Here is a 22639-nt window from a genome sequence, read left to right as displayed (position 1 = left end):
GTTAATGAGAAAGGCATTGGTATGGCTAGATATACGGAAATTGAATTAACAAATATGATTATGATTGAAAATCCTGTAACGCAAGAGATTTTAGTTGAAAATCGACAAAATCCCAATTGGGCAGGCGTGACGTTTCCTGGTGGACATATTGAAGTAGGAGAAACGGTGACACAATCAGTTTACCGCGAAGCTTATGAAGAAACGGGTCTGACCATTGTAGAGCCACAATTGAAGGGCATTAAAGAATGGCCATTGGCGAACGGGGCACGTTACATTGTGTTTTTGTATAAAGCGACCTCTTATACTGGCGAAATTCATGCGAGTCGTGAAGGTGACATTTTTTGGACAACACGTGAAAAATTATTACATGGTCAGTATCATTTGCCAAATACATTTGCGGAAATGTTGCCAGTATTTGATGATGCAAATATTAATGAACTGGCACTGCATACGATTGTTAACGGGGTGGAACAACATATTGCCTGGCAATAAAAATCAAAAAACGAACGTCCGATAAAAGCGGGTTTCGAAGTTTAAAATAGTTGCTGAATTCGTGTTTGCTGTCATTTTTAAAACTTAAGATGAACAAATGTGTTATAATGCCAGTATTAAATTAAAAATTACCGAACGTTCGAGGTTATAAAATTATGAAAACACGCCGAAGCGATCGTCTAGTAGATATGACTCGTTATTTATTAGAACGACCACGTACATTAGTATCACTAACACATTTTTCAGAAGAATATGAAAGTGCTAAATCTTCCATTTCAGAAGATTTAACAATTTTAAAGCGTACTTTCCAAGAGCGCGGCATTGGTTTATTGGAGACAATTCCAGGCGCTGCTGGCGGGGCTCGTTTTACACCTTATATGACGCAAGCTGATGCCAAAGATTTTGTGGCTTCATTAGTTAATGCAATCGACGATGAAACTCGGGTATTGCCTGGGGGCTATGTCTATCTATCAGATATTTTAGGTCAACCATGGTTTTTGCAGCGAATCGGGCGCTTGATTGCAACGCAATACTTGCGTGAGCCAATTGATGCAGTTATGACTGCTGCAACAAAGGGTGTACCTGTTGCACAAGCAGTTGCAGCGCAACTAAATGTGCCTTTTGTTATTGTCCGTAATGACACAAAAGTCACTGAAGGACCTACAATGTCGGTTAACTATGTAACTGGTCAATCACAACGTTTAGAAAAGCTGGAATTATCACGACGTTCATTACCTATGGGTTCACGTGTGTTAATTGTGGATGATTTTATGAAGGCCGGCGGTACAATTCGTGGTATGGCTTCGCTAGTTAAAGAATTTGAAGGCCAAGTTGTTGGTGCGGCTGTGGTTGCTGAAGGTCGCGTGGCACACCGTGTGATTGATGATTATACATCATTGATCCATGTTGATACGAATAAGGATGATGGCATTATTAGTGTTACTGCAGGTAATTATGCAGATGAAATTTATGCTAATTTTGAAGAGAATTTAGAAAATAAAGTTAAATAAAAGGGTGGGAATCATGGAGAGATTTGTCATTGTTTTGGCAGCTGGAAAAGGTACGCGAATGAAGTCAACCCGACCAAAAGTTTTACATGAAGTCGGTGGAAAACCGATGGTACAGTTGGTAGTTGACACAGTAAAGCGTGCTAATGTTGGCAAAATTGTTACGGTAGTTGGTAATGGTGCACAACAAGTAGAGGAGGTTCTAAAAGAAACTTCTGAATTTGCTGTACAAGCAGAACAACTCGGAACAGGACATGCGATTAAAATGGCAGCCCCGTTATTAGCTGATAAAAAAGGCATGACCTTGATTGCATCTGGTGATGCACCAATGTTTACAACAACAACGTATGAAGAATTGTATAGTTATCATGAACAATCAAATAATGCTGTCACTGTTTTGACTGCTAAAGCACCTGACCCAACAGGGTATGGTCGAATTATTCGTGATGAACAAGGCAATGTCTTGCGGATTGTTGAACAAAAAGATGCCGATGATGATGAAAAGAAAGTTGATGAAATCAATACTGGTGTTTATGTATTTGATAACCAACTACTCTTTGAAAGCTTGCAGCATGTCAATAATGATAATGCGCAAGGTGAGTATTATCTACCAGATACGTTAGAAATTTTACGTGAATCAGGGCATACTGTTGGGGCTTTCCAAATTAGTGATTTTGGTGAATCGATGGGTGTTAATGACCGAGTTGCATTAGCGAAGGCAAATGAAATTATGCGTCAACGAGTTAATGAAGCGCATATGCGTGCGGGTGTAACACTGATTGATCCAATGAATACATATATTGACGTCGATGTGGAAATTGGACGTGATACATTGATTGAACCAAATGTTTACTTAAAGGGAAAAACAAAAATTGGTCAGGGTGTTGTGTTAACGTCTGGCACCAAGATTATTGATTCGATTGTTGCTGATGGTGCCCAAATTGATAGCAGTCATTTGGAAGAAGCCGAGGTTCGTGAAGATGCAACTGTTGGTCCGTATGCACATTTGCGTCCAGCTGCTTATTTAGCTCGTCAAGCACATGCCGGTAACTTCGTTGAAGTAAAGAAGGCCGTTTTGGGTGAGCGTTCAAAGATGGGGCATTTGTCATACCTTGGGGATGCGACGGTCGGTAAAGATGTTAATATTGGCGCTGGCACGGTTTTTGTTAATTATGATGGTAAAAATAAGTGGCACTCAAATGTTGGTGATCGCGCATTTATTGGTTCTGGTTCAAAAATTATTAGTCCGGTTGAAATTGCGACTGAATCATTTGTGGCAGCCGGCTCAATTATTACAGATGACATTCCAATGCATGCAATGGGCATCGGACGTGCACGCCAAACAATTAAAAAAGATTTTTGGCAACGGACACCTTTGTTTAATAAGTTTAACTAATCGTAAGTGCTTTGGGGTCTTATTAGATAGTTTGGTCGATAATAATGGATTGAAGATTAAGGTAAAAAACTGTACAATAAAATTATTAAAGACTTGAGCACACATTTGAATGTGTCTATGGAGGAAAGCATGTCAACTTATTCGGATCCACATTTGAAAATTTTTTCGTTGAGTAGCAATCGCCCATTAGCGGAAAAGATTGCCGCTTCTATTGGTGTGGAACTATCGGAAATAAATATCTCTCGGTTTAGTGACGGGGAAATTCAAATTAACATTGAGGAGTCTGTCCGTGGCGATAATGTATATGTTATCCAACCGACTTCAGCACCAGTTAATGATAGTTTAATGGAACTACTTATTATGATTGATGCATTGCGTCGTGCAAGTGCGCGTTCAATTAATGTTGTTATGCCTTATTATGGCTATGCACGTCAAGATCGTAAGGCGCGTTCTCGCGAGCCAATTTCAGCAAAATTAGTTGCTAATATGTTACAAATGGTCGGTGCAACACGTGTGTTGGCACTTGATTTACACGCATCACAAATTCAAGGATTCTTTGATATTCCTGTTGATCATATGATGGGTGCCCCTTTGCTAGCTGATTACTTAATTACAACGGGTATTGCAGATGATAATACGGTTGTTGTTTCACCAGATCATGGTGGGGTTACGCGTGCACGTGCTCTAGCAGAACTATTGGGTTCACACGAACCAATTGCGATTATTGATAAGCGTCGTCCTAAGGCTAATGTCGCACGTATTATGAACGTCATTGGTGATGTTAAGGGTAAGCGTGCAATTATGATCGATGACATGATTGATACTGGTGGCACTATTACACAAGGTGCGCAAAAGCTAAAAGATGAGGGCGCTTCAGAAGTTTATGTTGTGGCAACTCATGCAGTATTCTCAGGTAAAGCTGTTGAGAATTTGCAAAATTCTGTTTTTGAGAAAGTTATCGTGACAGACTCAATTAGTTTGCCTGAAGAAAAGCACTTCTCTAAGTTAGTTCAAGTTTCAACAGCTGAACTGATCGGTGAAACAATTAAGCGTATTAATGAAAATAGGCCTGTTTCACCATTGTTTAAGAGTCGCTTCCATCGCACGACTGATTAAGAAAAAGCATATCGTTGTTCTAGCATAGTTTAGAGCAACGATTTTTTATCATAAGGGGAAAATAATGGCAAAAAAGAAAATGATTTTGGACTTAGATACTGGTGTTGATGACGCATTGGCACTTGCATATGCTTTGGCAACACCGGATGCTGATTTGATTGGAGTGGTGACCTCATTTGGTAATACACAAATGCAAACGGCTGCTCAAAACACATTAAAATTATTAGAATTATTGGGTGAGGATAAGGTGCCGGTATTCTTGGGTGCTAGTCATTCGTCGACAACAACTGATTTTGAGACAATGCAGGTATCAAAGGATATTCATGGAGATAATGCCATTGGGGATGTTATTTTGCCTGAACCAAAACAAGATGTGGCAGGACAAACAGCTGTTGATTTTCTAATTGAATCAGCACACAAATATGCGGCTGATTTGGTTGTTGTGCCAACTGGACCATTAACTAATTTAGCAGCAGCATATCAAAAAGATTCGGCGATTGCCGATTTAATTGGTAATGTTACATTAATGGGTGGTGCATTAACAGTGCCTGGTAATGTGACGCCTTATACAGAAGCGAATATTAATCAAGATCCAGCGGCAGCTGACTATGTTTTTAAACATGCAAAGCATCTGGTCATGGTTGGTTTAGATGTGACGTTGCAAACATTGTTGACCAAAAAAGAGACCCAACAATGGCGTGATTTAGGGACTGAAAAAGGACGCGTGTTTGCTGATATTTTTGATTTTTATATTGATGCTTATGATAATTTGAATATCAATAAAGCTGGTGCAGCGTTACATGATCCTTTAGCTGTTGGTGTTGCAGTTGATCCTAAATTAGTCACATTGTTACCACTAAATATGATGGTTGATACTAATGATGGTCGTACAATTGGTGATCCGACTCGTTTGCGCCAGGCACACAAGAATAATTTTGCGGCAGTTGCAGTTGACGAACCGTTTTATTTAGAACGCTTTATGAACTACACGTTAGCTATTTTGAGTTAATACGAAGGTGTTATTGCTTGCAAAAAGGTGTATTGTCGTGTATCATGAATGTTTGTGAGTTATCAAATAAATGATGACTCTCCTTGCCGGCAGGTAGTCGGCCACAGACCAAAAGGAGGAATATATATAATGGCATACGAATTAACTTACATTATTCGCCCTGACATGAATGCTGACGATAAGAAGGCATTGGTTGAGCGTTTTGACAAGATTTTGTCAGATAATGGTGCTACGGTGGCTGAGTCAAAAGACTGGTCATCACGTCGCTTTGCATATGAAATTGCGGGTTACCGTGAGGGTCTATACCACATCGTTAACTTTACTGCAGAAGATGACGCAGCTATTAACGAATTCGATCGTTTAGCAAAGATTTCAGAAGATATCTTGCGTCATATGGTCGTTAAGCGCGAAGTAGCATCAGCTAAGTAATTTTTGAAATTACCTATTAATTTAATAAGTTTGGTGTTTAGGTGTAAAAACCTTGGAAGGAGGCTTTCCATATGATAAATCGTGTTGTTTTGATTGGTCGTTTAACGCGTGATGTTGAATTGCGCTATACGACTAACGGTTCTGCTGTTGCTTCGTTTTCGCTTGCTGTTAATCGGCAATTTACAAATGCCAATGGTGAACGTGATACTGATTTTATTAATGCGGTTATTTGGCGTAAAGCAGCAGAAAATTTTGCTAACTTTACTTCAAAAGGCTCATTAGTTGGTATCGAAGGTCGGATTCAAACACGTAATTATGAAAATCAACAGGGCCAACGTGTTTATGTCACGGAAGTTGTTGTTGAAAACTTTTCATTATTGGAAAGTCGTGCTGAAAGTGAAGCGCGGCGTAGCCAAAATGGTTCAAATAATACGAATAATTTTGGCGGTGGCCAACAAGCTAGTCAAGGGAACTATAATGCTTCGGCATCACAAAACCCATTTGGAGCACCCGCTTCAAATGGTAATGTGTTTAATGGCAACAACTCGGCTAGTTCGCAATCAGCTAATGATCCTTTCGGTGGTGGCCAAGAGATTGAAATATCAGATGACCAACTACCATTCTAATTTATTAAAGACAACATTGTCTTAGACATTCTATCAGGAGGAATTTAATCATGGCACAACAACGTCGTGGTGGCGGACCTCGTCGCCGTCGTAAGGTTGACTTCATCGCAGCCAACCACATTGAATATGTGGACTACAAAGATACTGAATTGTTGGAGCGTTTCATCTCAGAACGTGGTAAGATTTTGCCTCGTCGTGTGACTGGTACTTCATCAAAGAACCAACGCAAAGTTACGACAGCTATCAAGCGTGCTCGTATCATGGGACTTTTGCCATTCGTTGCAGAAGACTAATTTGCTTAAAAAGGCTATCACTTTATAGTGATAGCCTTTTTTGTGTATTTTGTTCATAAAATCAGATAAAATAAACAATAAAGGAGGGTGGTTATGAAAAGGGTTCTATTGTATATTATAATTTTTGTATTGGGCGTACTTGCTGGTGGTGTAGGTGTTCATTATTGGACAGAATACCAAGGGGATAGGACTGAGAGTCAATATGAGTCAAGTTACCGTGGGACGCAAGCTTCTTCTCTTGCTGAGAGTCAGACGAGTAGCGATTCACAGTCAGCATCTTCTGCAGTAGATTTACCATCCCAAGATACTGTGACGAAACGAGTAAATGATGATCTAAACAAATTTATTAAGGAACAAAAGCAGGATTTGATTAAACAAACATCAGTTGATGATGCTGTTGATGCTTTTGAAGATTCTTACCTTGATACGTATGAAAATGAATTACAAGCACAATTTCCGGGTGAGACAAATGAAAATCAAATTGAACATTTAATTGATGTCGCTGTAACAACAATCAATGTCCACCAAAAAGTAACAGATGCGAAATAATTCGTGTGTGTATACGGGGCATTTATGAAAAAAAGCACAAAAAAAGAGAGTGATGATTATCACTCTCTTTTAAGTAGTGGACAAGCAGGGGCTCGAACCCTGGACCCACGGATTAAGAGTCCGTTGCTCTACCAACTGAGCTACTTGTCCAAAAAAGTATATGTTGTCTCATAACAACGTATATAATATTAACACATAATAAATCAACATACAAGATGTTTTTAGATAAAAAGTCAAAACTAATTATCGATGGACAAGCAGGGGCTCGAACCCTGGACCCACGGATTAAGAGTCCGTTGCTCTACCAACTGAGCTACTTGTCCAATAAATTAAGTGTTGTCTCACAACAACGAATACTAATATATCATATAAATCAATACTATGCAAGCTTTTTCGTAATAAAATAGAGGGTTGCTTTTTTTAAAAACCCGTGTAAAATCAATTGATAAATAAATATTTAAATATTTTGTAGATTTAATCGTTAGATGAATGGGCTAACAAGTTTCTACCGCCTACCCAAGTTATAGGCGACAATCCACAAATGTTCTAAAATACGTGAGTTAATGGGCATTTGTAGGATTCTATACTATTCTACTAATGCTTTTTTTATACAAAAAAATGGAGGAATGATGGCTAATTATAGTATTGCTAATAAATTTGTACCAATGGGTTTGACGTTTCAAGATGTGACGTTACCAATCGACAAGACGGAAAATAAACAAGATGAAGTATTGATGCAAACTATATTGACGCCAACGTTAAAGTTAAATAAGCCAATTTTGTCAGCTGCTATGGATACGGTAACAGAATCAACAATGGCGATTGCTTTGGCTAATTTTGGTGGTTTGGGTGTTATTCACAAGAATATGCTGATCAAAGATCAAGCTGCTGAAATTAAAATTGTAAAAGATATTCACGTTGATTTTAAAACAGCGCCAAATGCAGCAGTTGATGCGCATAATCGGTTATTAGTTGCTGGTGCTGTTGGTGTAACTTCAGATACGATTGATCGTGTGACTGCTTTAGTTGAAGCAGGAGCTGATGCAATTGTGCTAGATTCAGCACATGGTCATTCAGAAGGTGTTTTGCGTAAGATTAGTGAGGTACGCAATGCCTTCCCTAAAATTAATATTATTGCTGGTAATGTGGCAACTAAAGCAGGGGCAAAAGCTTTATATGATGCCGGTGCCGATGTTGCTAAAGTTGGTATTGGGCCTGGCTCAATTTGCACAACTCGTGTTGTTGCTGGTGTTGGCGTGCCGCAAATTTCAGCAATTGCAGCGGCTCAAGAAGCGGCGCATGAGTATAACAAAGCGATCATTGCCGATGGTGGTATTAAAACGGCAGATGATATGAGCAAGGCAGTTCTAGCTGGTGGTAATGCTATTATGCTAGGATCAGTATTAGCTGGTACATTTGAAACGCCAGGCGAGGTCATTGTTGACGAAAAGACAGGGCAACGTTACAAAGCTTATCGTGGTATGGGTTCAATTGCGGCTATGGAAAATGGGTCAAAAGATCGTTACTTCCAAGGTGAAGTTAATGAAGCTAATAAGATGGTTCCAGAAGGTATTGAGGGACGAACAGCTTATAAAGGAGAGTTGCTAGACGTTGTTGTGCCGATGATGGCAACAGTAGCAAAAAATATTGGGCAAGCTGGTTTTAAATCAATTACACAAGCAGCTAATGAAGGTCAATTATTGAATACAACAACAATGGTTGATTATGCACAAGTTACACAGAATAAGCGTATTATCACAACAAAGGAGGCATTTGCATAATGATTAGTCAAGGTGGATTAGGGTTAGATGAAGTGTTGTTAGTACCTAGTGCTTCAGATGTATTGCCCAATACAATTGATATTCAAACGCAACTAGCTGATCAAGTGAAATTAGCTATTCCAGTTATTGGATCAGCGAACTTTACAACTGTGAATCGAGCAATTGAATTTGCACAAGAAGGTGCACTTGCTATCTTACCTTCAGCATTGGCTACCATTGAAAATATAGCCACAGTTAAAGCGAAAGATTCCCATTATTTAGTGGGGGCTATTGTGGATAATGCAACAAATGCCAATGCATTAGTTAACGCTGGTGCTGATGTTCTTCAATTAGTTGTAACGAACGATACAGATGCTTTGGTACAAAATATTGAAATGATTAAGGCGACAAATCAAACAGTTCCATTATGGGTTGGGCCAATTAATGATTTGGCTATCGCTAAACGTGCTTTAGCAGCTGGTGCTGATACTATTATTGTAGCTAATGCAGACGGTAAATCATTAGTAAATGTTGTTACAACAGTAATGTCGTTTGCGCAATTAGCTGCTGAATATGATGGCAACGTTATTTTGGGATCAGATGTAAAATATTCAGGCGATGTTGTGAAAGCTTTGGCGGCCGGTGCTGTAGCTGTTATGGTTGATGACGCCATTATGACTGATGTGATTGCAGATAATCTTTTCCAAATTAGTGGTGGTTTACGTTCGGGAATGGGGTATACCGGATCAGGTGATGTGTCCACACTACGTCGCCAAGCACAATTTGTCCAAATTACTGCTGCTGGTTTAACAGAAAGTCATCCACATGACGTTGAATTAACGAGGGATGCACCAAATTATCATCAACGTTAAATTTAAAAGATGCATCAAAAAACGACCATCACATATGTGATGGTCGTTTTTAATGATGGACAAGCAGGGGCTCGAACCCTGGACCCACGGATTAAGAGTCCGTTGCTCTACCAACTGAGCTACTTGTCCAAAAAAGTAATAGTTGTTTTTTAACAACGTTTATAAATATATCATGTATATACATATAATGCAACAAAATAATTGCTTTTTCTAAATATTTAGGTATAAAAGTCGTTTGAATATCTAAATTAGAATTTTTTTGATTTGCGAATATTTTGAAATTATTCAGAGATAATTATTTATAAATAAAGTATAATGTGGACTGCCATATCATTTATGAAGTTTTATTTTGGTAAAATTGGCTCGCATGCTATAATGAAAATCAGAGACCCACATTGGGAGGAATGATAATGAGTAAAATATTAGTTGTAGATGACGAAAAGCCTATTTCAGATATTATAAAATTTAATTTGACTAAAGAGGGTTATGAAGTTGCAGTCGCAATGGATGGTCGTGAAGCTTTAGATTTATTTGAAAGTGAAATGCCTGATTTGGTATTGTTAGACCAAATGTTACCTGAGGTTGAAGGAACAGAAGTGTTACGTCAAATTCGAACAACTTCTCAGACGCCAGTTATTATGGTGACTGCTAAAGATTCAGAAATAGATAAAGTTTTAGGATTGGAAATGGGTGCGGATGATTATGTCACCAAGCCATTTTCAAATCGTGAATTATTAGCGCGAATTAAAGCTAATTTGCGTCGTAAGTCATCCGTAACGGGTCAGGGCCAAGTTGATGATAGCGGTGATATTAAAATTGGTGCTTTGACAATTCATCCGGAAGCTTACATGGTTTCTAAGAATGGTCAAGATATTGAATTGACGCATCGTGAATTCGAATTATTGCATCATTTATCAAAGCATATTGGTCAAGTTATGACGCGTGATGACCTGTTGCAAACAGTTTGGGGTTATGATTATTTTGGTGATGTACGAACAGTTGATGTAACAGTGCGTCGAATTCGTGAAAAGATTGAAGAAACACCTAGTCATCCACAAATTTTGATGACACGTCGTGGTGTAGGTTACTATCTAAAAGCTTCAGAAGAATAAAGTGTTTAGACACAGAGGCTAGTGCCTTGCCGAAATGGCATGGGACTAGCTTTTTTTCAATTAAGAAAGGTAGTATATAAAAGATATGGAAAGTGGGCATAAGCGACGTCGTTTTTTTGCGTCGATTCATTTTAAAATTGCATTGGTCTTTACGTTAACGCTAATTGTGACTTTGGAATTAGTGGGTGCTTTTTTCGTGCGTCAATTAGAACAGCAAAGTTTATCAACATTCCGTGATCAAATTACACTACCTGCCTATGTTGACGATTCGTTAACGCAACAGTTAGCTAGTAATAATCAGCGTAATGTTAATCAAAATATTCATACAATTTTAAATTCTACCAATAATGCAGCTATTTCAGAAATTCAAGTTTTTGACACCGTTGGTATTTTACGAGGAACTAGTGATGTTAATAATCAAGATGAAATTGGTAAAAAAACAACTGATACCAACGTTAAAGCTGCAATTGCGGGAGGAAAGTATAAAAAAAATGTCATTGTGACGCAGAATGGACTGCGTTATCAACTAGTTATCAAAACTTTAACAAATACAGTTGATGGTGAAAGTAATGTGGTTGGTGTGGTTGTTGTACGTGCTAGTGTAGAGACCGTTTATGATAATTTATCTAAAATTTCATTTATTTATTTTGCGTCAATGGTGTTTGCAATTGTGCTAGGAATTATCATGGCGATATTTATTTCACGTAGTATCACACGCCCAATTGCACAAATTAGTGCACGAACTAATAAAATTGCCCAAGGTGATTATTCTGGAGGGATTAATGTCCATACAGATGACGAAATTGGTCAATTAGCACAAAATGTTAATATGCTAGCGGAACGGATAGAAGAAACAACTAATTCAATGGACTTTGAACGGCGACGTTTGGATTCAGTTCTTGAATATATGACTGATGGCGTGATTGCGACCGATAGGCGCGGCAATATTAATATCATTAATATTGCAGCCTTAAGAATGACAGGGCTTGCAGATAATCATGATGCAATAGGACGTTCAATTCTAGATATCTTACGCATTGCCGATCAATATAGTTTGCGTGATTTATTGGACAATCGTCATGAATTATTGTTAGATTTTAGTACCAATGAACATCAATTAATGATTCGGGCATACTTTAGTTTAATTGAGCGGTCATCCGGATTTATTTCTGGATTAGTCATTGTGTTGCATGATGTTACTGAACAGCAGCGCACTGAACGAGAACGTCGACAATTCGTATCAAATGTGTCTCACGAGTTAAGAACACCATTAACATCAGTTAAGTCATATGTTGATGCCTTGCAAGATGGTGCATTAGAAGATCCAGAAGTGGCTCATAGTTTCTTGAGTGTTGCACAAGATGAAACAACACGTATGATTCATATGATTAATGACTTGTTAGAATTATCACGCATGGATTCTGGTACGATGAAAATTGATAATGAATTTATCAATATTGCTAATTTATTTAATTATGTTTTAGATCGTTTCGATATGATTATTGCAAATGATGATAAACCTGAAAAATATTATACCGTTAAACGAGTTATTCCAGATTTTCAAATTTGGGTTGATGTCGATACATCAAAGTTAACTCAGGTGCTTGATAATATTATGAATAATGCAATTAAATATTCTCCTGATGGCGGTGTGATTACGGCACGACTAGAAGATCATCAAACTGAGGTTGTCTTAAGTATTACAGACCAAGGTTTGGGTATTCCAAATAAGGATGTAACGCAAATATTTGATCGTTTCTTTCGTGTTGATAAAGCACGTTCACGTGCACAAGGTGGTACTGGGCTTGGTTTGGCAATTTCTAAGGAAATTATCGAACGTTTTGGTGGCCGCGTTTGGGTTGAATCAACTGAAGGCCGTGGATCAACATTTTTTGTAGCATTACCATATGAGCCATACAACGAAATAGATGATGATTGGGATGATGGTGATTGGGATGAAGAAAGATAGGCAATGGCGGATTCGCTTAATTTATTTTCGACAACGATATGGTTTAATCATAGCCCTAATTATTGCCATTTTAATTAGCGTATTTTTGTCAGTTCAATTATGGCAAACACCAGGACATGTCACGCAAAAAAAGCAAATAACAGCTACACAACAAGAAGAAGCTGTGGGGAAGAATTTAGCGAATGTTTACGGCCTTTCAAAATTGACGTTTAATGGTAAATCAAAAAATTTAAGCGTGTTGGATTATCAAGCAGTTTCCTCGAAATTAATTTCGCGAGTTAAAGGTTGGCATCTGAAGTATAAAGGTGATCAGAAACTTTCTAAAAGCGCTTATTTGCAATCTTTATCAAAGCAAAATATGCTTGTGATGAGTTTTCCGGATTCAGTGTCAGGAAGTGTTATTAAAAACGTGTTTGGTAAGGATATCAAAATTGCTGATAATGTCATGATTGATCACGTACGTTTGCCACAAAGTGGAACAAATATTATTTTGTATAATGATGCTCATCATAAAACTTATCATTATCAAGGAACTGATGTTGTACAAACGATTAAACAGGTGAAACGTAGTGAAAGTGCAGTACCGGTAGATTATCGATGGATTGGTAAGCATGTTGTGACTGCACCAACAGAACGTGTTCAGTTACAGGCGCACAGTTATTTATTGAATTCTGATGATACGATGGCACAATTATTAAAAATTTTCCCTGATGGTGGCAAACGCACAGTTAATAATGATCAAGAAATTCTGACTTATACAAATGGAAATAATCAGCGTATGACTCGTAATATGACGACTGGTATCATTAGTTATGATGCGTATGGTATAAATGATCATGTTGATCAAGTTAGTCAACGACAACGGCAAGGTTATCAATGGCTAGTTGATTTGCATCAATTGACGGATGATTTATATTATTTTGAAGAAACTAATAATGCCAAGTCGTTAATGTACCGTTTGTTTGTAAATGGATTGCCTGTATTTAACCAAACTGATAATGGTACGGTACAGGTAAAACAAAAACCTAATAACCATGAACAAATTATTTTGTCGCAATATTCATTACGGGTGCCGTTACCAACTGATAATAAAAATAAAGTAACGTTACCAACGATGGATGAAGAAATTAATAAATTAATGGCAGCTGGGATTGATAAAACTGATATTCAAAAAATTTTACTGGGTTATCGTTGGCGACTTAATCCCAAAGATCAAATTGTGACGTTAGAACCAACTTGGTATTTTGAACAAGATCATGTATGGCGTTCGGTAGATAACTGGACAGCTGATAAAGGAGGGCAATAAATGGATTTTAAAAAAGTCTTAACTGCCTTCTTGATTGTCTTTGTGTCTTTGGATATATTCTTAGGTACGCAATGGTTACGACAATATCCATTTAATGATCGTCGTACAACGGAAGAACAAATTATAGACGAGATGCATGATGATGGTATTGCTTACCGGACATTGTCAAAGAGTCGTACAACAGGATCGTATGTGGCTGGTAAAGATGGTAGGAGTATTTTGGCTGCACATCAAGCACAGTTGAATCATGATTGGAAAAGTAAAATGGTAGGCGATACGTTGAAGGTAACGATGCCTACACCAGTTAAATTACATTATCCAAGTAAAAATGATATTCATGCTTTGAATGATTTTATAAAGCAGGACGATCAAGTTATCAATGGTTCCCAATATAAGTTGAGCACTAAATTGAGTGAAATTGCGCAAAAAGATAATAAATCAGCAAATAAATTATATGTTTATGTACAAAAGATTGCGAAAGAGAAAAGAACATTTACTACAAAGCGTGCGCAAATTATTTTTGAAGTCACACCAAATCATGAAATTAAGGGGTATGAACAACGTTATATAAGTGATACACAGTATTTACGGGATGACGTACAATTAATTTCTGAAGAGCAAGCATTGATTTCATTGTATCAATATAATGATTTATCGAATAACAGTCAGATTACCTTTTCACAATTAGGGTATCGTGAAATGACGACCGTAGGAAAAGATGTTATTTTTGTGCCAACATGGCAATTTTGGGTGTCGAATAATAAACGGAAGGCAACAATTATTACAGTTAATGCAATAAATGGTGCAATTATGAAATAAAGGTTTTACAACGTGTTAAAATATAACAAGTGGTGGAATCAGAAATAAAAAGCCGCTTGTTTTAGGATAACTAAAATAAACGGCTTTTTATTTGATAAGGAGTTAGGAATGTCAAATGATTTTAAAGTATCAATGTTAGCATCTGGTAGTAAAGGTAATGTGACATACATTGAAACTCCCAGACATAAGGTGCTTGTTGATGCTGGCTTATCAGGTAAAAAAATAACGGCGCTCATGTCACAAATTGGGCGTTCACTAAATGATGTTGATGCATTATTTGTGACACATGAGCATAGTGATCATATTGCTGGCGTAGGCGTGTTGGCGCGTAAGTATGGTATGGATGTTTATGCTAATCAAAAAACATGGCAGGCGATGGCTGGTAAAATTGGAAAAATTAATACCGATCAAATTCAATTATTTGAACCAGGTCAAACCAAATTAATGGATGATTTGGACATTGAAAGTTTTGGCGTTTCGCATGATGCGGCTAATCCGCAGTTTTACGCTTTTCATCATGATAATAAAACTTTTGCTATGTTGACAGACACGGGCTATGTAAATGATCGTATTGTGGGGACATTAAAAAATGCGGATGCAATTTTGATGGAAGCCAATCATGATTATGAAATGTTACGTATGGGGAGTTACGCCTGGCCATTAAAACAACGTATTTTGGGTGATCAAGGGCATTTATCTAATGAGGATGGCGCATTAGCGTTAACCCAGATATTAGGTAATCGTACAAAACAAGTTTATTTAGGTCATTTGAGTCAAGAAAATAATCAAAAACCCTTGGCACATTTGACTGTACAATCAGTTTTGTCAGAACATGATTTTGGGGTAGATCATGATTTTAATTTACTAGATACAGATCCAAATATTGCAACGAGATTGATTCAAATATAGCCTGGGGTTAAGGCGATTTAAAGGGAATCAGCTTAAAGTAACAACTAACGTTAGTTATGATAAATATATGATGAAATGAATAAGATATGGGGCATAGATATGAAATTATCTTCGGGAACAAAAATTGTTGTCATGAGTGTTGTTGCTGGTTTAATTGGTGGTGGTGTTGCTGCCGGTGGTGTCGTACATTTTACACAAAATGATCAAGCAGCAAACGTGACGACTGCAAAGAATAGTGCAGTTAAAGTGAATGAAAATAATGTAAAAGGCAAGTCTAGTGCAACTAAAGCGTTTAAAAATGTTTCTGGCGCAGTCGTGTCTGTTATTAATTTACAAAAACAACAATCATTACAGTCCGATTTTTTTGGGGATCAAACACAAAATCGTGATAGTGATTCGTCAGATTTACAAACAGCTTCGGAAGGATCAGGAGTTGTGTATAAAAAAGATCGTAATATGGCCTATATTGTGACAAATAATCACGTGGTGGCAGGTTCGAATGCGATTCAAGTCTTATTAAGTGATGGCACGAAGTTAACAGGAAAATTAGTGGGGACTGATGAACAAACCGATTTGGCAGTTTTGAAGGTGAAAGCTGATAAGATTAGTGAGGTTGCTAACTTTGCCGACTCTGGTAAAGTTGAAGCAGGACAATCAGTTCTAGCTATTGGGTCGCCGCTAGGATCTGATTATGCCACTTCAGTAACGGAAGGTATTATTTCGGCAACGAAGCGTCAAGTTGATGCAACAGATGAATCAGGAAATTCTCTTGGTAAAGCAAATGTTTTGCAAACTGATGCAGCTATTAATCCTGGTAACTCTGGAGGCCCACTAGTTAATCTAGCGGGTCAAGTTGTTGGTATTAATTCGATGAAGTTAGCGTCATCTGAAGATGGTACATCAGTTGAAGGGATGGGTTTTGCAATTCCGTCAAACACAGTGGTTACCATTATTAATGGTCTGGAAAAAGATGGTAAAATTGAACGGCCAGCTTTGGGTGTATCAATGGTTGATTTGAGTAACGTGTCAGCTAGTGACCAAAGAGAGGTATTGCATTTGCCAGATAGTGTTTCTGATGGTGTTATTATTGTAGAGGCACAAGATGATTCGCCAGCAGCAAAGGCTGGACTTGAACGTTATGATGTGATTACAAAGATTGACGATACAAAGGTGAGCGATTCTGGTGAATTACGTGATGCGCTTTATAAGCATAAAGTTGGTGATTCTGTTAAATTTACGTACTATCACAAGGGACAAGAAAAGACGGTTACAGTTAAATTAGATAAAACAACCAGTTCTTTAAATAATGCACAATAAACATGACGAGAAAGTACACTTCAAGTATACTTTCTTTTTTTGTGTTTAAATCGAAAGAATTATGAAACTTTTTTGTAACTTTAGTTGTATATATTATATATATTCACTTTTGTTAGTGGAATTCATTACTCCCCAAAGTATATGAAATTACATAGTTCCCCAAACTATGTATCCCCCCTTCGCTGGTTGCGATAGTAGCCGGCGGTGGACCATCGTTGCGTTCCCCCTCTTGCACGATGGTCTTTTTTTTACCCCAAAAAACCGTTTACAAAAGAATTGACAAGTGTCAATCTATTTTTGTAAACGGTTTTTGTTTTATCAGTTAGCTTTTGCTATGGATAAATTTAAGGCATAAGTGCCAATGATGCTATCGTTATTAAGCAATGAATAAGTAATCGCTAGTTGCCCATAAGGATGGTCAGCAGTGATTTGATTAACAAATGAATCAGTACGAACTGCTATTGGTATGTTTCCTTGAGAGGTAACATATTGCGTTTGAAAGGTTTTGTTTGGCACGAAATGCAGTTGCATATCAGTAAAGTCATTATGACGATGCAACAGCACAGCATCAATCTGTGATATTTTAAACGTAACGGGTGTTTCAAGGTTTTGTTGATGCTCTGTGTAGCGAATGTATAATGCGTTTTGCGTACGTGTTAAAATGCCGACTTCTTCAAATGAAAATTCTTCATGACTTGTATCCTGGGTAATTTGTGTGGTGAGGGTGACAATAGTTGACCAACTTTTTGGTGTGGTTTGCATATTAAACTCCTTATAATTAAAGATTACTTCAGTTTATTATACCGTGTTCAATAAGGTATAATATAGTAAATTAGGTATTATTCGTCAGAATTGGAAAGGATATCATGGCACAATTTATTAAAACAGGTTCGGAAAAAGTTTTTAGGGATCCTGTGTTAAATTCAATACGAGTAAAAGATCAAGTGATTTTGGATTTGATTGGAACGTCAGAATTTCAACGTCTACGTCGTATTAAACAACTAGGTGTTGCCAGTGCAGTCTTTCATGGTGCTGAACATTCTAGATTTTCACATTCATTGGGCGTGTATGAAATTGCGCGTCGGTTTGCGAATCACTTAGCGCAATTTTATCCTTCACAGGAGCCTGGGGATGGGTTATGGGATGTGAATGAACGATTGGTGTTATTATGTGCAGCGTTGCTACATGATGTTGGACATGGGCCGTATTCTCATACTTTTGAACATATTTTTAATACTGATCATGAAGCTTATACGCAATCGATTATTTTATCACCAGATACTGAAATTCATCAGGTCTTGGTAAAGGTAAGTACAGATTTTCCACAAAAAGTTGCGAGTGTTATTGCCAAAACATATCCAAATCCACAAGTTGTCCAGTTGATTTCCAGTCAAATTGACGCAGACCGCATGGATTATTTATTACGTGATGCTTACTATTCTGGCGCTACATATGGTCAGTTTGATTTATCACGTATTATTCATGTGATGCGCCCGTACGCAGGTGGCATTGCCTTTGATGATAAAGGTTCATATGCTATTGAAGACTATGTGGTGTCACGTTACCAAATGTACGTTCAAGTTTATTTTCATCCAGTATCACGTTCGTTTGAAGTTGTATTGCAACATTTATTAGAGCGGGCAAAATTTATATATGATGAAAGTAAGCACGATACTCGCGTTAATATTAATTTCATCTCACCGACGCTACAACCGTTATTTGCAGGTGATTTAACCTTGCAACAGTATTTGATGCTGGATGATGCCGTGATGATAGCTGATATTAGTGCTTGGCGGCATGCTGATGATCCCATTTTGAAAGATTTAGCAACACGTTTTATTGATCGCAAGCCATTAAAATCGATTGTGATTACAGATGAAACACGAAATTTGTTGCCAACCATTAAACAGTTAATTGATTCGGCTGGGTTTGATACACGTTATTATACTGCTGAAAATGATAGCTTCGATTTGCCGTATGATGCTTATGATCCCAAGGTTAAAAAGCCACGTACCCAAATTGAATTAATGCAGTTAGATGGCTCGCTGGTTGAATTATCAACGCAAAGTGCTTTGGTAGAAGCGATGACTGGGCGCGTCTTTGGTAATGCACGCTTTTTCTTCCCGCGTGAAATGTTAGTACAACATGCAGTGGATGATATTATGGCACCAATTTATTCAGATTTTCAAAGGTATGTCCATAACGAGACGTTGGTGGCACCAAAATAAATAACTAGGGGAAATATTATTAAAATGGGAATAGAATTAATTACAATTGATATTGACGACACATTGGTGAATTCAGATAAAAAAATTACGCCACGTGTCAAAAAAGCTTTGCAAGATGCGACTGAGCAAGGGGCTAAAGTCGTGTTAGCAACGGGACGTCCACTGTCTGGCGTAAAAGATTACTTAGCAGAGTTGGGGTTGGCTGATGAAACAAATCAATTTGCCATTACATATAATGGGAGTATTGTACAAACAACAGCCGGCGAAAAATTGGGTGGTCATGAATTATCATTGGCAGATTTTAAGAAATTTAAGGCGGTTGCTGATGAATACGATGCGTATTTTCAAATTGAATCGTTAGACTATGCGATTACTGCCAATACATTGATTAATCGTTATGCAAATGGTGAAAACAACATGGTACAAATGCCATTGCAAATTAAGTCAGTTGATGACATGTCGGCTGATGAGCATTATATAAAATTTATGTTTATTGATGAAACAGAAATAATCGATAAATTAGTTGCTAATATGCCAAAAGAATTGCAAGATAATTATTATATTGTGCAGTCGACACCTAATTTTTTAGAGGTCATGCATAAAGAATCAACAAAAGGTAATGGCTTAGCTATTTTGGCGGATAAATTGGGCATTGATCTAGCAAAGACGATGGCGTTGGGTGATCAACATAATGATCTAACAATGATTCAACAAGCTGGTTTGGGGATTGCGATGGCCAACGCAGTTGATGAAATTAAAGATAATGCTGATTTCATAACAACTTCACAAAATGACGATGGCGTTGGCTTGGCTGTTGAAAAGTGGGTTTTAGGTAAAAATGTGCCTGAGTTAGAAAAATAAAGTGAAAAAGATTTGCTGAAAAGCTAGAAATATTGTAATATTAGACATTGAGTAAAATCGCGAAAGGACGTGCAGTGATTTGGCATTAACACAATTTGACGGCCAAAATAAGGATGAGCTTTCAATGATTGAAGTTGCTCGTGCAATTTTGTCTGACCGTAATGAAACAATGGGATTTAATGATTTGTTGAATGAAGTACAATCATTCACGGGTAAGTCGGACGAAGAGATTCGTGCGCGCTTATCACAATTTTATACTGATTTGAATATTGACGGCTCATTCATTTCATTGGGTGATACGATGTGGGGATTGCGTTCGTGGTACCCAATCGACTCAATTGATGAGGCCGTTCATTTGGATCTAGAAGAAGAAGTTGAAGGCAAGCCAAAGAAGAAGAAGCGTAAGAAAATCAACGCCTTCTTGGCAGATGCTGACGCTGATGATGATGTTATTGATTACAATAATGATGATCCTGAAGACGATGATTTTGATGTAGATGCGACGGATGATGAAGTAGCAGATGCAGCAGATGATGATGATATCGATGATGACGATACCGATGACGATGACAGTACGGATGATGATTTTGGTCATGATGAAGTTGCTGGCGGCATTGGCGATGAAATTAGTGGTATTAAGACTGATGTCGATGATGATTATGGTTCAGGAGATATTGAACACTAATTAATCGGTTGAAGGTTGTCTTTGATTAATTGCTTGACAGTCATGTGTTTTTAATGTATAGTTAAATTCCGGGCTCTTGTATTAATATACAAGGCGTAATCAAAGTTGATTAATGCTCCCAACGCTACCTAAGCATTGGGAGCTTTTTTATTTTTTTTGGCATTGACATAGAACTCGGAGGATATATTTATATGACGGCTAAATACATCTTTGTTACTGGTGGTGTGGTTTCATCATTAGGTAAAGGTATCGTTGCAGCTTCATTAGGACGCTTGTTAAAAAACCGTGGCTTCAAAATCGCAGTACAAAAATTTGATCCCTACATTAACATTGATCCTGGTACCATGTCACCATATCAACACGGTGAGACATTTGTGACCGAAGACGGTTTAGAAACTGATTTGGACCTTGGACATTACGAGCGTTTCATTGATATTAACTTAAATAAATATTCAAATGTGACGTCAGGACGTGTCTACTCAGAGGTTCTTGCAAAAGAACGTCGTGGTGACTATGATGGGGCAACTGTTCAAGTAATTCCACATATTACAAATGCACTAAAAGAAAAAATGATGCGTGCAGCGGAAACGACAGATGCAGATATCGTGATTACTGAAGTGGGTGGAACTGTAGGTGATATTGAATCACTACCATTCATCGAGGCTTTACGTCAAATGAAGAGTGAAGTAGGAGCAGAAAACGTTGCTTATATCCACACATCATTGATTCCATATTTACGTGCTGCTGGTGAAATGAAAACTAAGCCAACTCAACATTCTGTTGCTGAATTACGTTCACTAGGTATTCAGCCTGATATGTTGGTTGTCCGTACTGAACAACCAATTAGTCAAGGCATGCGTGATAAGTTAGCTTTGTTTACAGATGTTAAACCAGAAGCTGTTATTGAATCATTAGACGTTGATATTTTGTATGAAGTTGTCTTGAATATGCAAAAGCAAAGTATGGACGACGTTATTTTGAAACGTCTAGGCCTAACGGCACCTGCTGCTGACTTGACTGAATGGCGTGCGATGATTGATAAAATCCGCTATTTAAAGAAGGAAATTAACATCACTTTGGTTGGTAAGTATGCCGACTTGCAAGATGCGTATATCTCAGTTAATGAGGCGTTACGTGCGGGTGGTTATGCCGTTGATGCCGACGTAAAGATTACGGCTATTAATTCTGAAAAGGTTAATGCTGAAAATGTTCCTGAGATACTTGCTGATGCTGATGGTGTGATGGTTCCAGGTGGATTTGGTTCTCGTGGTACTGAAGGTAAGATGGCAGCTATCCAATATGCGCGTGAAAATAATGTGCCATTCTTGGGTGTTTGCTTAGGAATGCAACTGGCAACTGTTGAATTTGCACGTAATGTTTTGGGACATGCTAACGCTAACTCAATTGAATTAGATGAAAAGACGGATACACCAATCATTGCTTTGATGAATGATCAAAAAGAAATCACTGATCGTGGTGGCACAATGCGTTTGGGATTATATCCAGCTAAATTAAAAGAAGGTAGTTTAACGAAAAAGTTGTATGGAGATAAGACTGAAATTACAGCTCGTCACCGTCATCGTTATGAATTTAATACGACTTACCGTCAAGAACTAGAAGAAGCTGGTATGGTATTTGTCGGCACTTCACCTGATGAAACATTAATGGAAATTATTGAAATTCCAGCAAATGATTTCTTTGTGGCTGCACAATACCACCCAGAATTCACATCACGTCCAGATCATCCTGAACCTTTGTATGCCGGATTTGTTAAGGCTGCCTTGGCTCATCATGAAAATTAATAAATGATATAAAAAGAGCTGATAATTTTAAATTGTCAGCTCTTTTTTAGGTTATTATAGTATTCAGTTGTTATAATAAAAT

22 protein-coding genes, 3 tRNA genes and 1 riboswitch are annotated in these 22639 nt (G+C 37.7%); of the genes, 21 read left to right on the top strand and 4 right to left on the bottom strand.

Annotation, left to right across the window (positions count from 1 at the left end):
* Positions 1-21: 21 nt before the first annotated feature.
* The 9 genes from G7Y65_RS04650 to G7Y65_RS04610 all read left to right on the top strand — a co-directional run bounded on the left by G7Y65_RS04650 (position 22) and on the right by G7Y65_RS04610 (position 6917).
* Complete coding sequence (locus G7Y65_RS04650; protein WP_137600481.1) at positions 22-492, top strand: 8-oxo-dGTP diphosphatase; 471 nt, start codon at positions 22-24, stop codon at positions 490-492.
* Positions 493-647: 155 nt separating this feature from the next.
* Positions 648-1502, top strand: a complete 855-nt coding sequence (gene purR / locus G7Y65_RS04645; RefSeq protein WP_042492999.1) for a pur operon repressor — start codon at positions 648-650, stop codon at positions 1500-1502.
* Positions 1503-1515: 13 nt separating this feature from the next.
* The gene (glmU, locus tag G7Y65_RS04640) at positions 1516-2895 is read left to right on the top strand and encodes a bifunctional UDP-N-acetylglucosamine diphosphorylase/glucosamine-1-phosphate N-acetyltransferase GlmU (RefSeq protein WP_042492998.1); all 1380 of its coding nucleotides are present in this window, start codon (positions 1516-1518) and stop codon (positions 2893-2895) included.
* A 129-nt stretch (positions 2896-3024) separates the two neighbouring features.
* Positions 3025-4011: a ribose-phosphate diphosphokinase gene (locus tag G7Y65_RS04635; RefSeq protein ID WP_141926498.1), complete on the top strand. Its 987-nt coding sequence runs from the start codon at positions 3025-3027 to the stop codon at positions 4009-4011.
* Between the two features lie 64 nt (positions 4012-4075).
* Positions 4076-5020: a nucleoside hydrolase gene (locus G7Y65_RS04630; protein ID WP_042492996.1), complete on the top strand. Its 945-nt coding sequence runs from the start codon at positions 4076-4078 to the stop codon at positions 5018-5020.
* Positions 5021-5149: 129 nt separating this feature from the next.
* Positions 5150-5449: a 30S ribosomal protein S6 gene (gene rpsF, locus G7Y65_RS04625; RefSeq protein ID WP_042492995.1), complete on the top strand. Its 300-nt coding sequence runs from the start codon at positions 5150-5152 to the stop codon at positions 5447-5449.
* A 71-nt stretch (positions 5450-5520) separates the two neighbouring features.
* On the top strand, positions 5521-6075 hold the full coding sequence (gene ssb / locus G7Y65_RS04620; protein WP_042492993.1) for a single-stranded DNA-binding protein: 555 nt from the start codon (positions 5521-5523) through the stop codon (positions 6073-6075).
* Positions 6076-6125: 50 nt separating this feature from the next.
* On the top strand, positions 6126-6368 hold the full coding sequence (rpsR, locus tag G7Y65_RS04615) for a 30S ribosomal protein S18 (RefSeq protein WP_042492992.1): 243 nt from the start codon (positions 6126-6128) through the stop codon (positions 6366-6368).
* A gap of 93 nt (positions 6369-6461) precedes the next feature.
* A complete protein-coding gene (locus G7Y65_RS04610) occupies positions 6462-6917 on the top strand; it encodes a hypothetical protein (RefSeq protein WP_042492991.1) in 456 nt (151 codons plus the stop codon).
* 77 nt (positions 6918-6994) lie between these two features.
* Here the strand turns inward: G7Y65_RS04610 and G7Y65_RS04605 are convergent.
* Both G7Y65_RS04605 and G7Y65_RS04600 read right to left on the bottom strand, forming a co-directional pair.
* Positions 6995-7067 (bottom strand) — tRNA-Lys (locus G7Y65_RS04605).
* Between the two features lie 100 nt (positions 7068-7167).
* A tRNA-Lys gene (locus tag G7Y65_RS04600) sits at positions 7168-7240 on the bottom strand.
* A 127-nt stretch (positions 7241-7367) separates the two neighbouring features.
* Positions 7368-7471: riboswitch (purine riboswitch) on the top strand.
* 75 nt (positions 7472-7546) lie between these two features.
* Between G7Y65_RS04600 and guaB the strand changes: the two genes are divergently transcribed.
* Together guaB and G7Y65_RS04590 are read left to right on the top strand one after the other, a co-directional pair.
* Positions 7547-8698: an IMP dehydrogenase gene (gene guaB / locus G7Y65_RS04595; RefSeq protein WP_042492989.1), complete on the top strand. Its 1152-nt coding sequence runs from the start codon at positions 7547-7549 to the stop codon at positions 8696-8698.
* A complete protein-coding gene (locus tag G7Y65_RS04590) occupies positions 8698-9549 on the top strand; it encodes an IMP dehydrogenase (protein WP_137600479.1) in 852 nt (283 codons plus the stop codon). The genes guaB and G7Y65_RS04590 overlap by 1 nt, the downstream gene beginning before the upstream one ends.
* Before the next feature lie 56 nt (positions 9550-9605).
* On the opposite strand, the gene G7Y65_RS04585 is transcribed toward G7Y65_RS04590, so the two are convergent.
* Positions 9606-9678, bottom strand: a tRNA-Lys gene (locus tag G7Y65_RS04585).
* A 281-nt stretch (positions 9679-9959) separates the two neighbouring features.
* Here G7Y65_RS04585 and yycF point away from each other — a divergent pair.
* The 6 genes from yycF (at position 9960) to G7Y65_RS04555 (ending at position 16981) form a co-directional block, all read left to right on the top strand.
* The gene (gene yycF / locus G7Y65_RS04580; RefSeq protein ID WP_165314674.1) at positions 9960-10661 is read left to right on the top strand and encodes a response regulator YycF; all 702 of its coding nucleotides are present in this window, start codon (positions 9960-9962) and stop codon (positions 10659-10661) included.
* 85 nt (positions 10662-10746) lie between these two features.
* Positions 10747-12630, top strand: a complete 1884-nt coding sequence (gene walK / locus G7Y65_RS04575; protein ID WP_042492986.1) for a cell wall metabolism sensor histidine kinase WalK — start codon at positions 10747-10749, stop codon at positions 12628-12630.
* Complete coding sequence (locus G7Y65_RS04570) at positions 12617-13936, top strand: two-component system activity regulator YycH (RefSeq protein WP_165206661.1); 1320 nt, start codon at positions 12617-12619, stop codon at positions 13934-13936. The genes walK and G7Y65_RS04570 overlap by 14 nt, the downstream gene beginning before the upstream one ends.
* Positions 13937-14755 (top strand): two-component system regulatory protein YycI, encoded by an 819-nt coding sequence (locus G7Y65_RS04565; RefSeq protein ID WP_042492984.1) that lies wholly within the window; start codon positions 13937-13939, stop codon positions 14753-14755.
* 108 nt (positions 14756-14863) lie between these two features.
* On the top strand, positions 14864-15664 hold the full coding sequence (locus tag G7Y65_RS04560; RefSeq protein ID WP_137600478.1) for an MBL fold metallo-hydrolase: 801 nt from the start codon (positions 14864-14866) through the stop codon (positions 15662-15664).
* Positions 15665-15763: 99 nt separating this feature from the next.
* Positions 15764-16981 carry a S1C family serine protease gene (locus G7Y65_RS04555; RefSeq protein WP_165314673.1) on the top strand — a complete coding sequence of 406 codons (1218 nt, stop codon included), beginning with the start codon at positions 15764-15766 and terminating at the stop codon, positions 16979-16981.
* A gap of 318 nt (positions 16982-17299) precedes the next feature.
* Here the strand turns inward: G7Y65_RS04555 and G7Y65_RS04550 are convergent, their stop codons facing one another.
* Positions 17300-17743, bottom strand: coding sequence for a YwiB family protein (locus G7Y65_RS04550; RefSeq protein WP_042492981.1), 444 nt, complete (start codon positions 17741-17743; stop codon positions 17300-17302).
* Positions 17744-17847: 104 nt separating this feature from the next.
* Between G7Y65_RS04550 and G7Y65_RS04545 the strand changes: the two genes are divergently transcribed.
* The 4 genes from G7Y65_RS04545 (at position 17848) to pyrG (ending at position 22557) form a co-directional block, all read left to right on the top strand.
* The gene (locus tag G7Y65_RS04545) at positions 17848-19209 is read left to right on the top strand and encodes an HD domain-containing protein (protein ID WP_042492980.1); all 1362 of its coding nucleotides are present in this window, start codon (positions 17848-17850) and stop codon (positions 19207-19209) included.
* A 24-nt stretch (positions 19210-19233) separates the two neighbouring features.
* Entirely contained in the window at positions 19234-20070 is an 837-nt protein-coding gene (locus tag G7Y65_RS04540; RefSeq protein WP_042492979.1) for a Cof-type HAD-IIB family hydrolase, read from the top strand.
* Between the two features lie 79 nt (positions 20071-20149).
* Entirely contained in the window at positions 20150-20755 is a 606-nt protein-coding gene (gene rpoE, locus G7Y65_RS04535) for a DNA-directed RNA polymerase subunit delta (protein WP_042492978.1), read from the top strand.
* Between the two features lie 191 nt (positions 20756-20946).
* Positions 20947-22557, top strand: coding sequence for a CTP synthase (gene pyrG / locus G7Y65_RS04530; RefSeq protein ID WP_165314672.1), 1611 nt, complete (start codon positions 20947-20949; stop codon positions 22555-22557).
* Positions 22558-22639 lie beyond the last annotated feature (82 nt).

The sequence above is a fragment of the Weissella sagaensis genome, from assembly GCF_010306265.1.
Taxonomy (GTDB): domain Bacteria; phylum Bacillota; class Bacilli; order Lactobacillales; family Lactobacillaceae; genus Weissella; species Weissella sagaensis.
The sequence above is the reverse complement of the archived record's forward strand: the minus strand, read 5'-3'. Positions and strand labels throughout refer to the sequence as shown.

Coding starts and splice junctions, on each gene's coding strand:
- rpsF (WP_042492995.1), top strand. CDS start 5,150: ATGGCATACGAATTAACTTACATTATTCGCCCTGACATGAATGCTGAC.
- G7Y65_RS04650 (WP_137600481.1), top strand. CDS start 22: ATGGCTAGATATACGGAAATTGAATTAACAAATATGATTATGATTGAA.
- yycF (WP_165314674.1), top strand. CDS start 9,960: ATGAGTAAAATATTAGTTGTAGATGACGAAAAGCCTATTTCAGATATT.
- purR (WP_042492999.1), top strand. CDS start 648: ATGAAAACACGCCGAAGCGATCGTCTAGTAGATATGACTCGTTATTTA.
- ssb (WP_042492993.1), top strand. CDS start 5,521: ATGATAAATCGTGTTGTTTTGATTGGTCGTTTAACGCGTGATGTTGAA.
- G7Y65_RS04570 (WP_165206661.1), top strand. CDS start 12,617: ATGAAGAAAGATAGGCAATGGCGGATTCGCTTAATTTATTTTCGACAA.
- G7Y65_RS04555 (WP_165314673.1), top strand. CDS start 15,764: ATGAAATTATCTTCGGGAACAAAAATTGTTGTCATGAGTGTTGTTGCT.
- G7Y65_RS04610 (WP_042492991.1), top strand. CDS start 6,462: ATGAAAAGGGTTCTATTGTATATTATAATTTTTGTATTGGGCGTACTT.
- G7Y65_RS04635 (WP_141926498.1), top strand. CDS start 3,025: ATGTCAACTTATTCGGATCCACATTTGAAAATTTTTTCGTTGAGTAGC.
- G7Y65_RS04545 (WP_042492980.1), top strand. CDS start 17,848: ATGGCACAATTTATTAAAACAGGTTCGGAAAAAGTTTTTAGGGATCCT.
- G7Y65_RS04560 (WP_137600478.1), top strand. CDS start 14,864: ATGTCAAATGATTTTAAAGTATCAATGTTAGCATCTGGTAGTAAAGGT.
- G7Y65_RS04590 (WP_137600479.1), top strand. CDS start 8,698: ATGATTAGTCAAGGTGGATTAGGGTTAGATGAAGTGTTGTTAGTACCT.
- G7Y65_RS04550 (WP_042492981.1), bottom strand. CDS start 17,743: ATGCAAACCACACCAAAAAGTTGGTCAACTATTGTCACCCTCACCACA.
- G7Y65_RS04540 (WP_042492979.1), top strand. CDS start 19,234: ATGGGAATAGAATTAATTACAATTGATATTGACGACACATTGGTGAAT.
- walK (WP_042492986.1), top strand. CDS start 10,747: ATGGAAAGTGGGCATAAGCGACGTCGTTTTTTTGCGTCGATTCATTTT.
- rpsR (WP_042492992.1), top strand. CDS start 6,126: ATGGCACAACAACGTCGTGGTGGCGGACCTCGTCGCCGTCGTAAGGTT.
- glmU (WP_042492998.1), top strand. CDS start 1,516: ATGGAGAGATTTGTCATTGTTTTGGCAGCTGGAAAAGGTACGCGAATG.
- pyrG (WP_165314672.1), top strand. CDS start 20,947: ATGACGGCTAAATACATCTTTGTTACTGGTGGTGTGGTTTCATCATTA.
- G7Y65_RS04565 (WP_042492984.1), top strand. CDS start 13,937: ATGGATTTTAAAAAAGTCTTAACTGCCTTCTTGATTGTCTTTGTGTCT.
- G7Y65_RS04630 (WP_042492996.1), top strand. CDS start 4,076: ATGGCAAAAAAGAAAATGATTTTGGACTTAGATACTGGTGTTGATGAC.
- guaB (WP_042492989.1), top strand. CDS start 7,547: ATGGCTAATTATAGTATTGCTAATAAATTTGTACCAATGGGTTTGACG.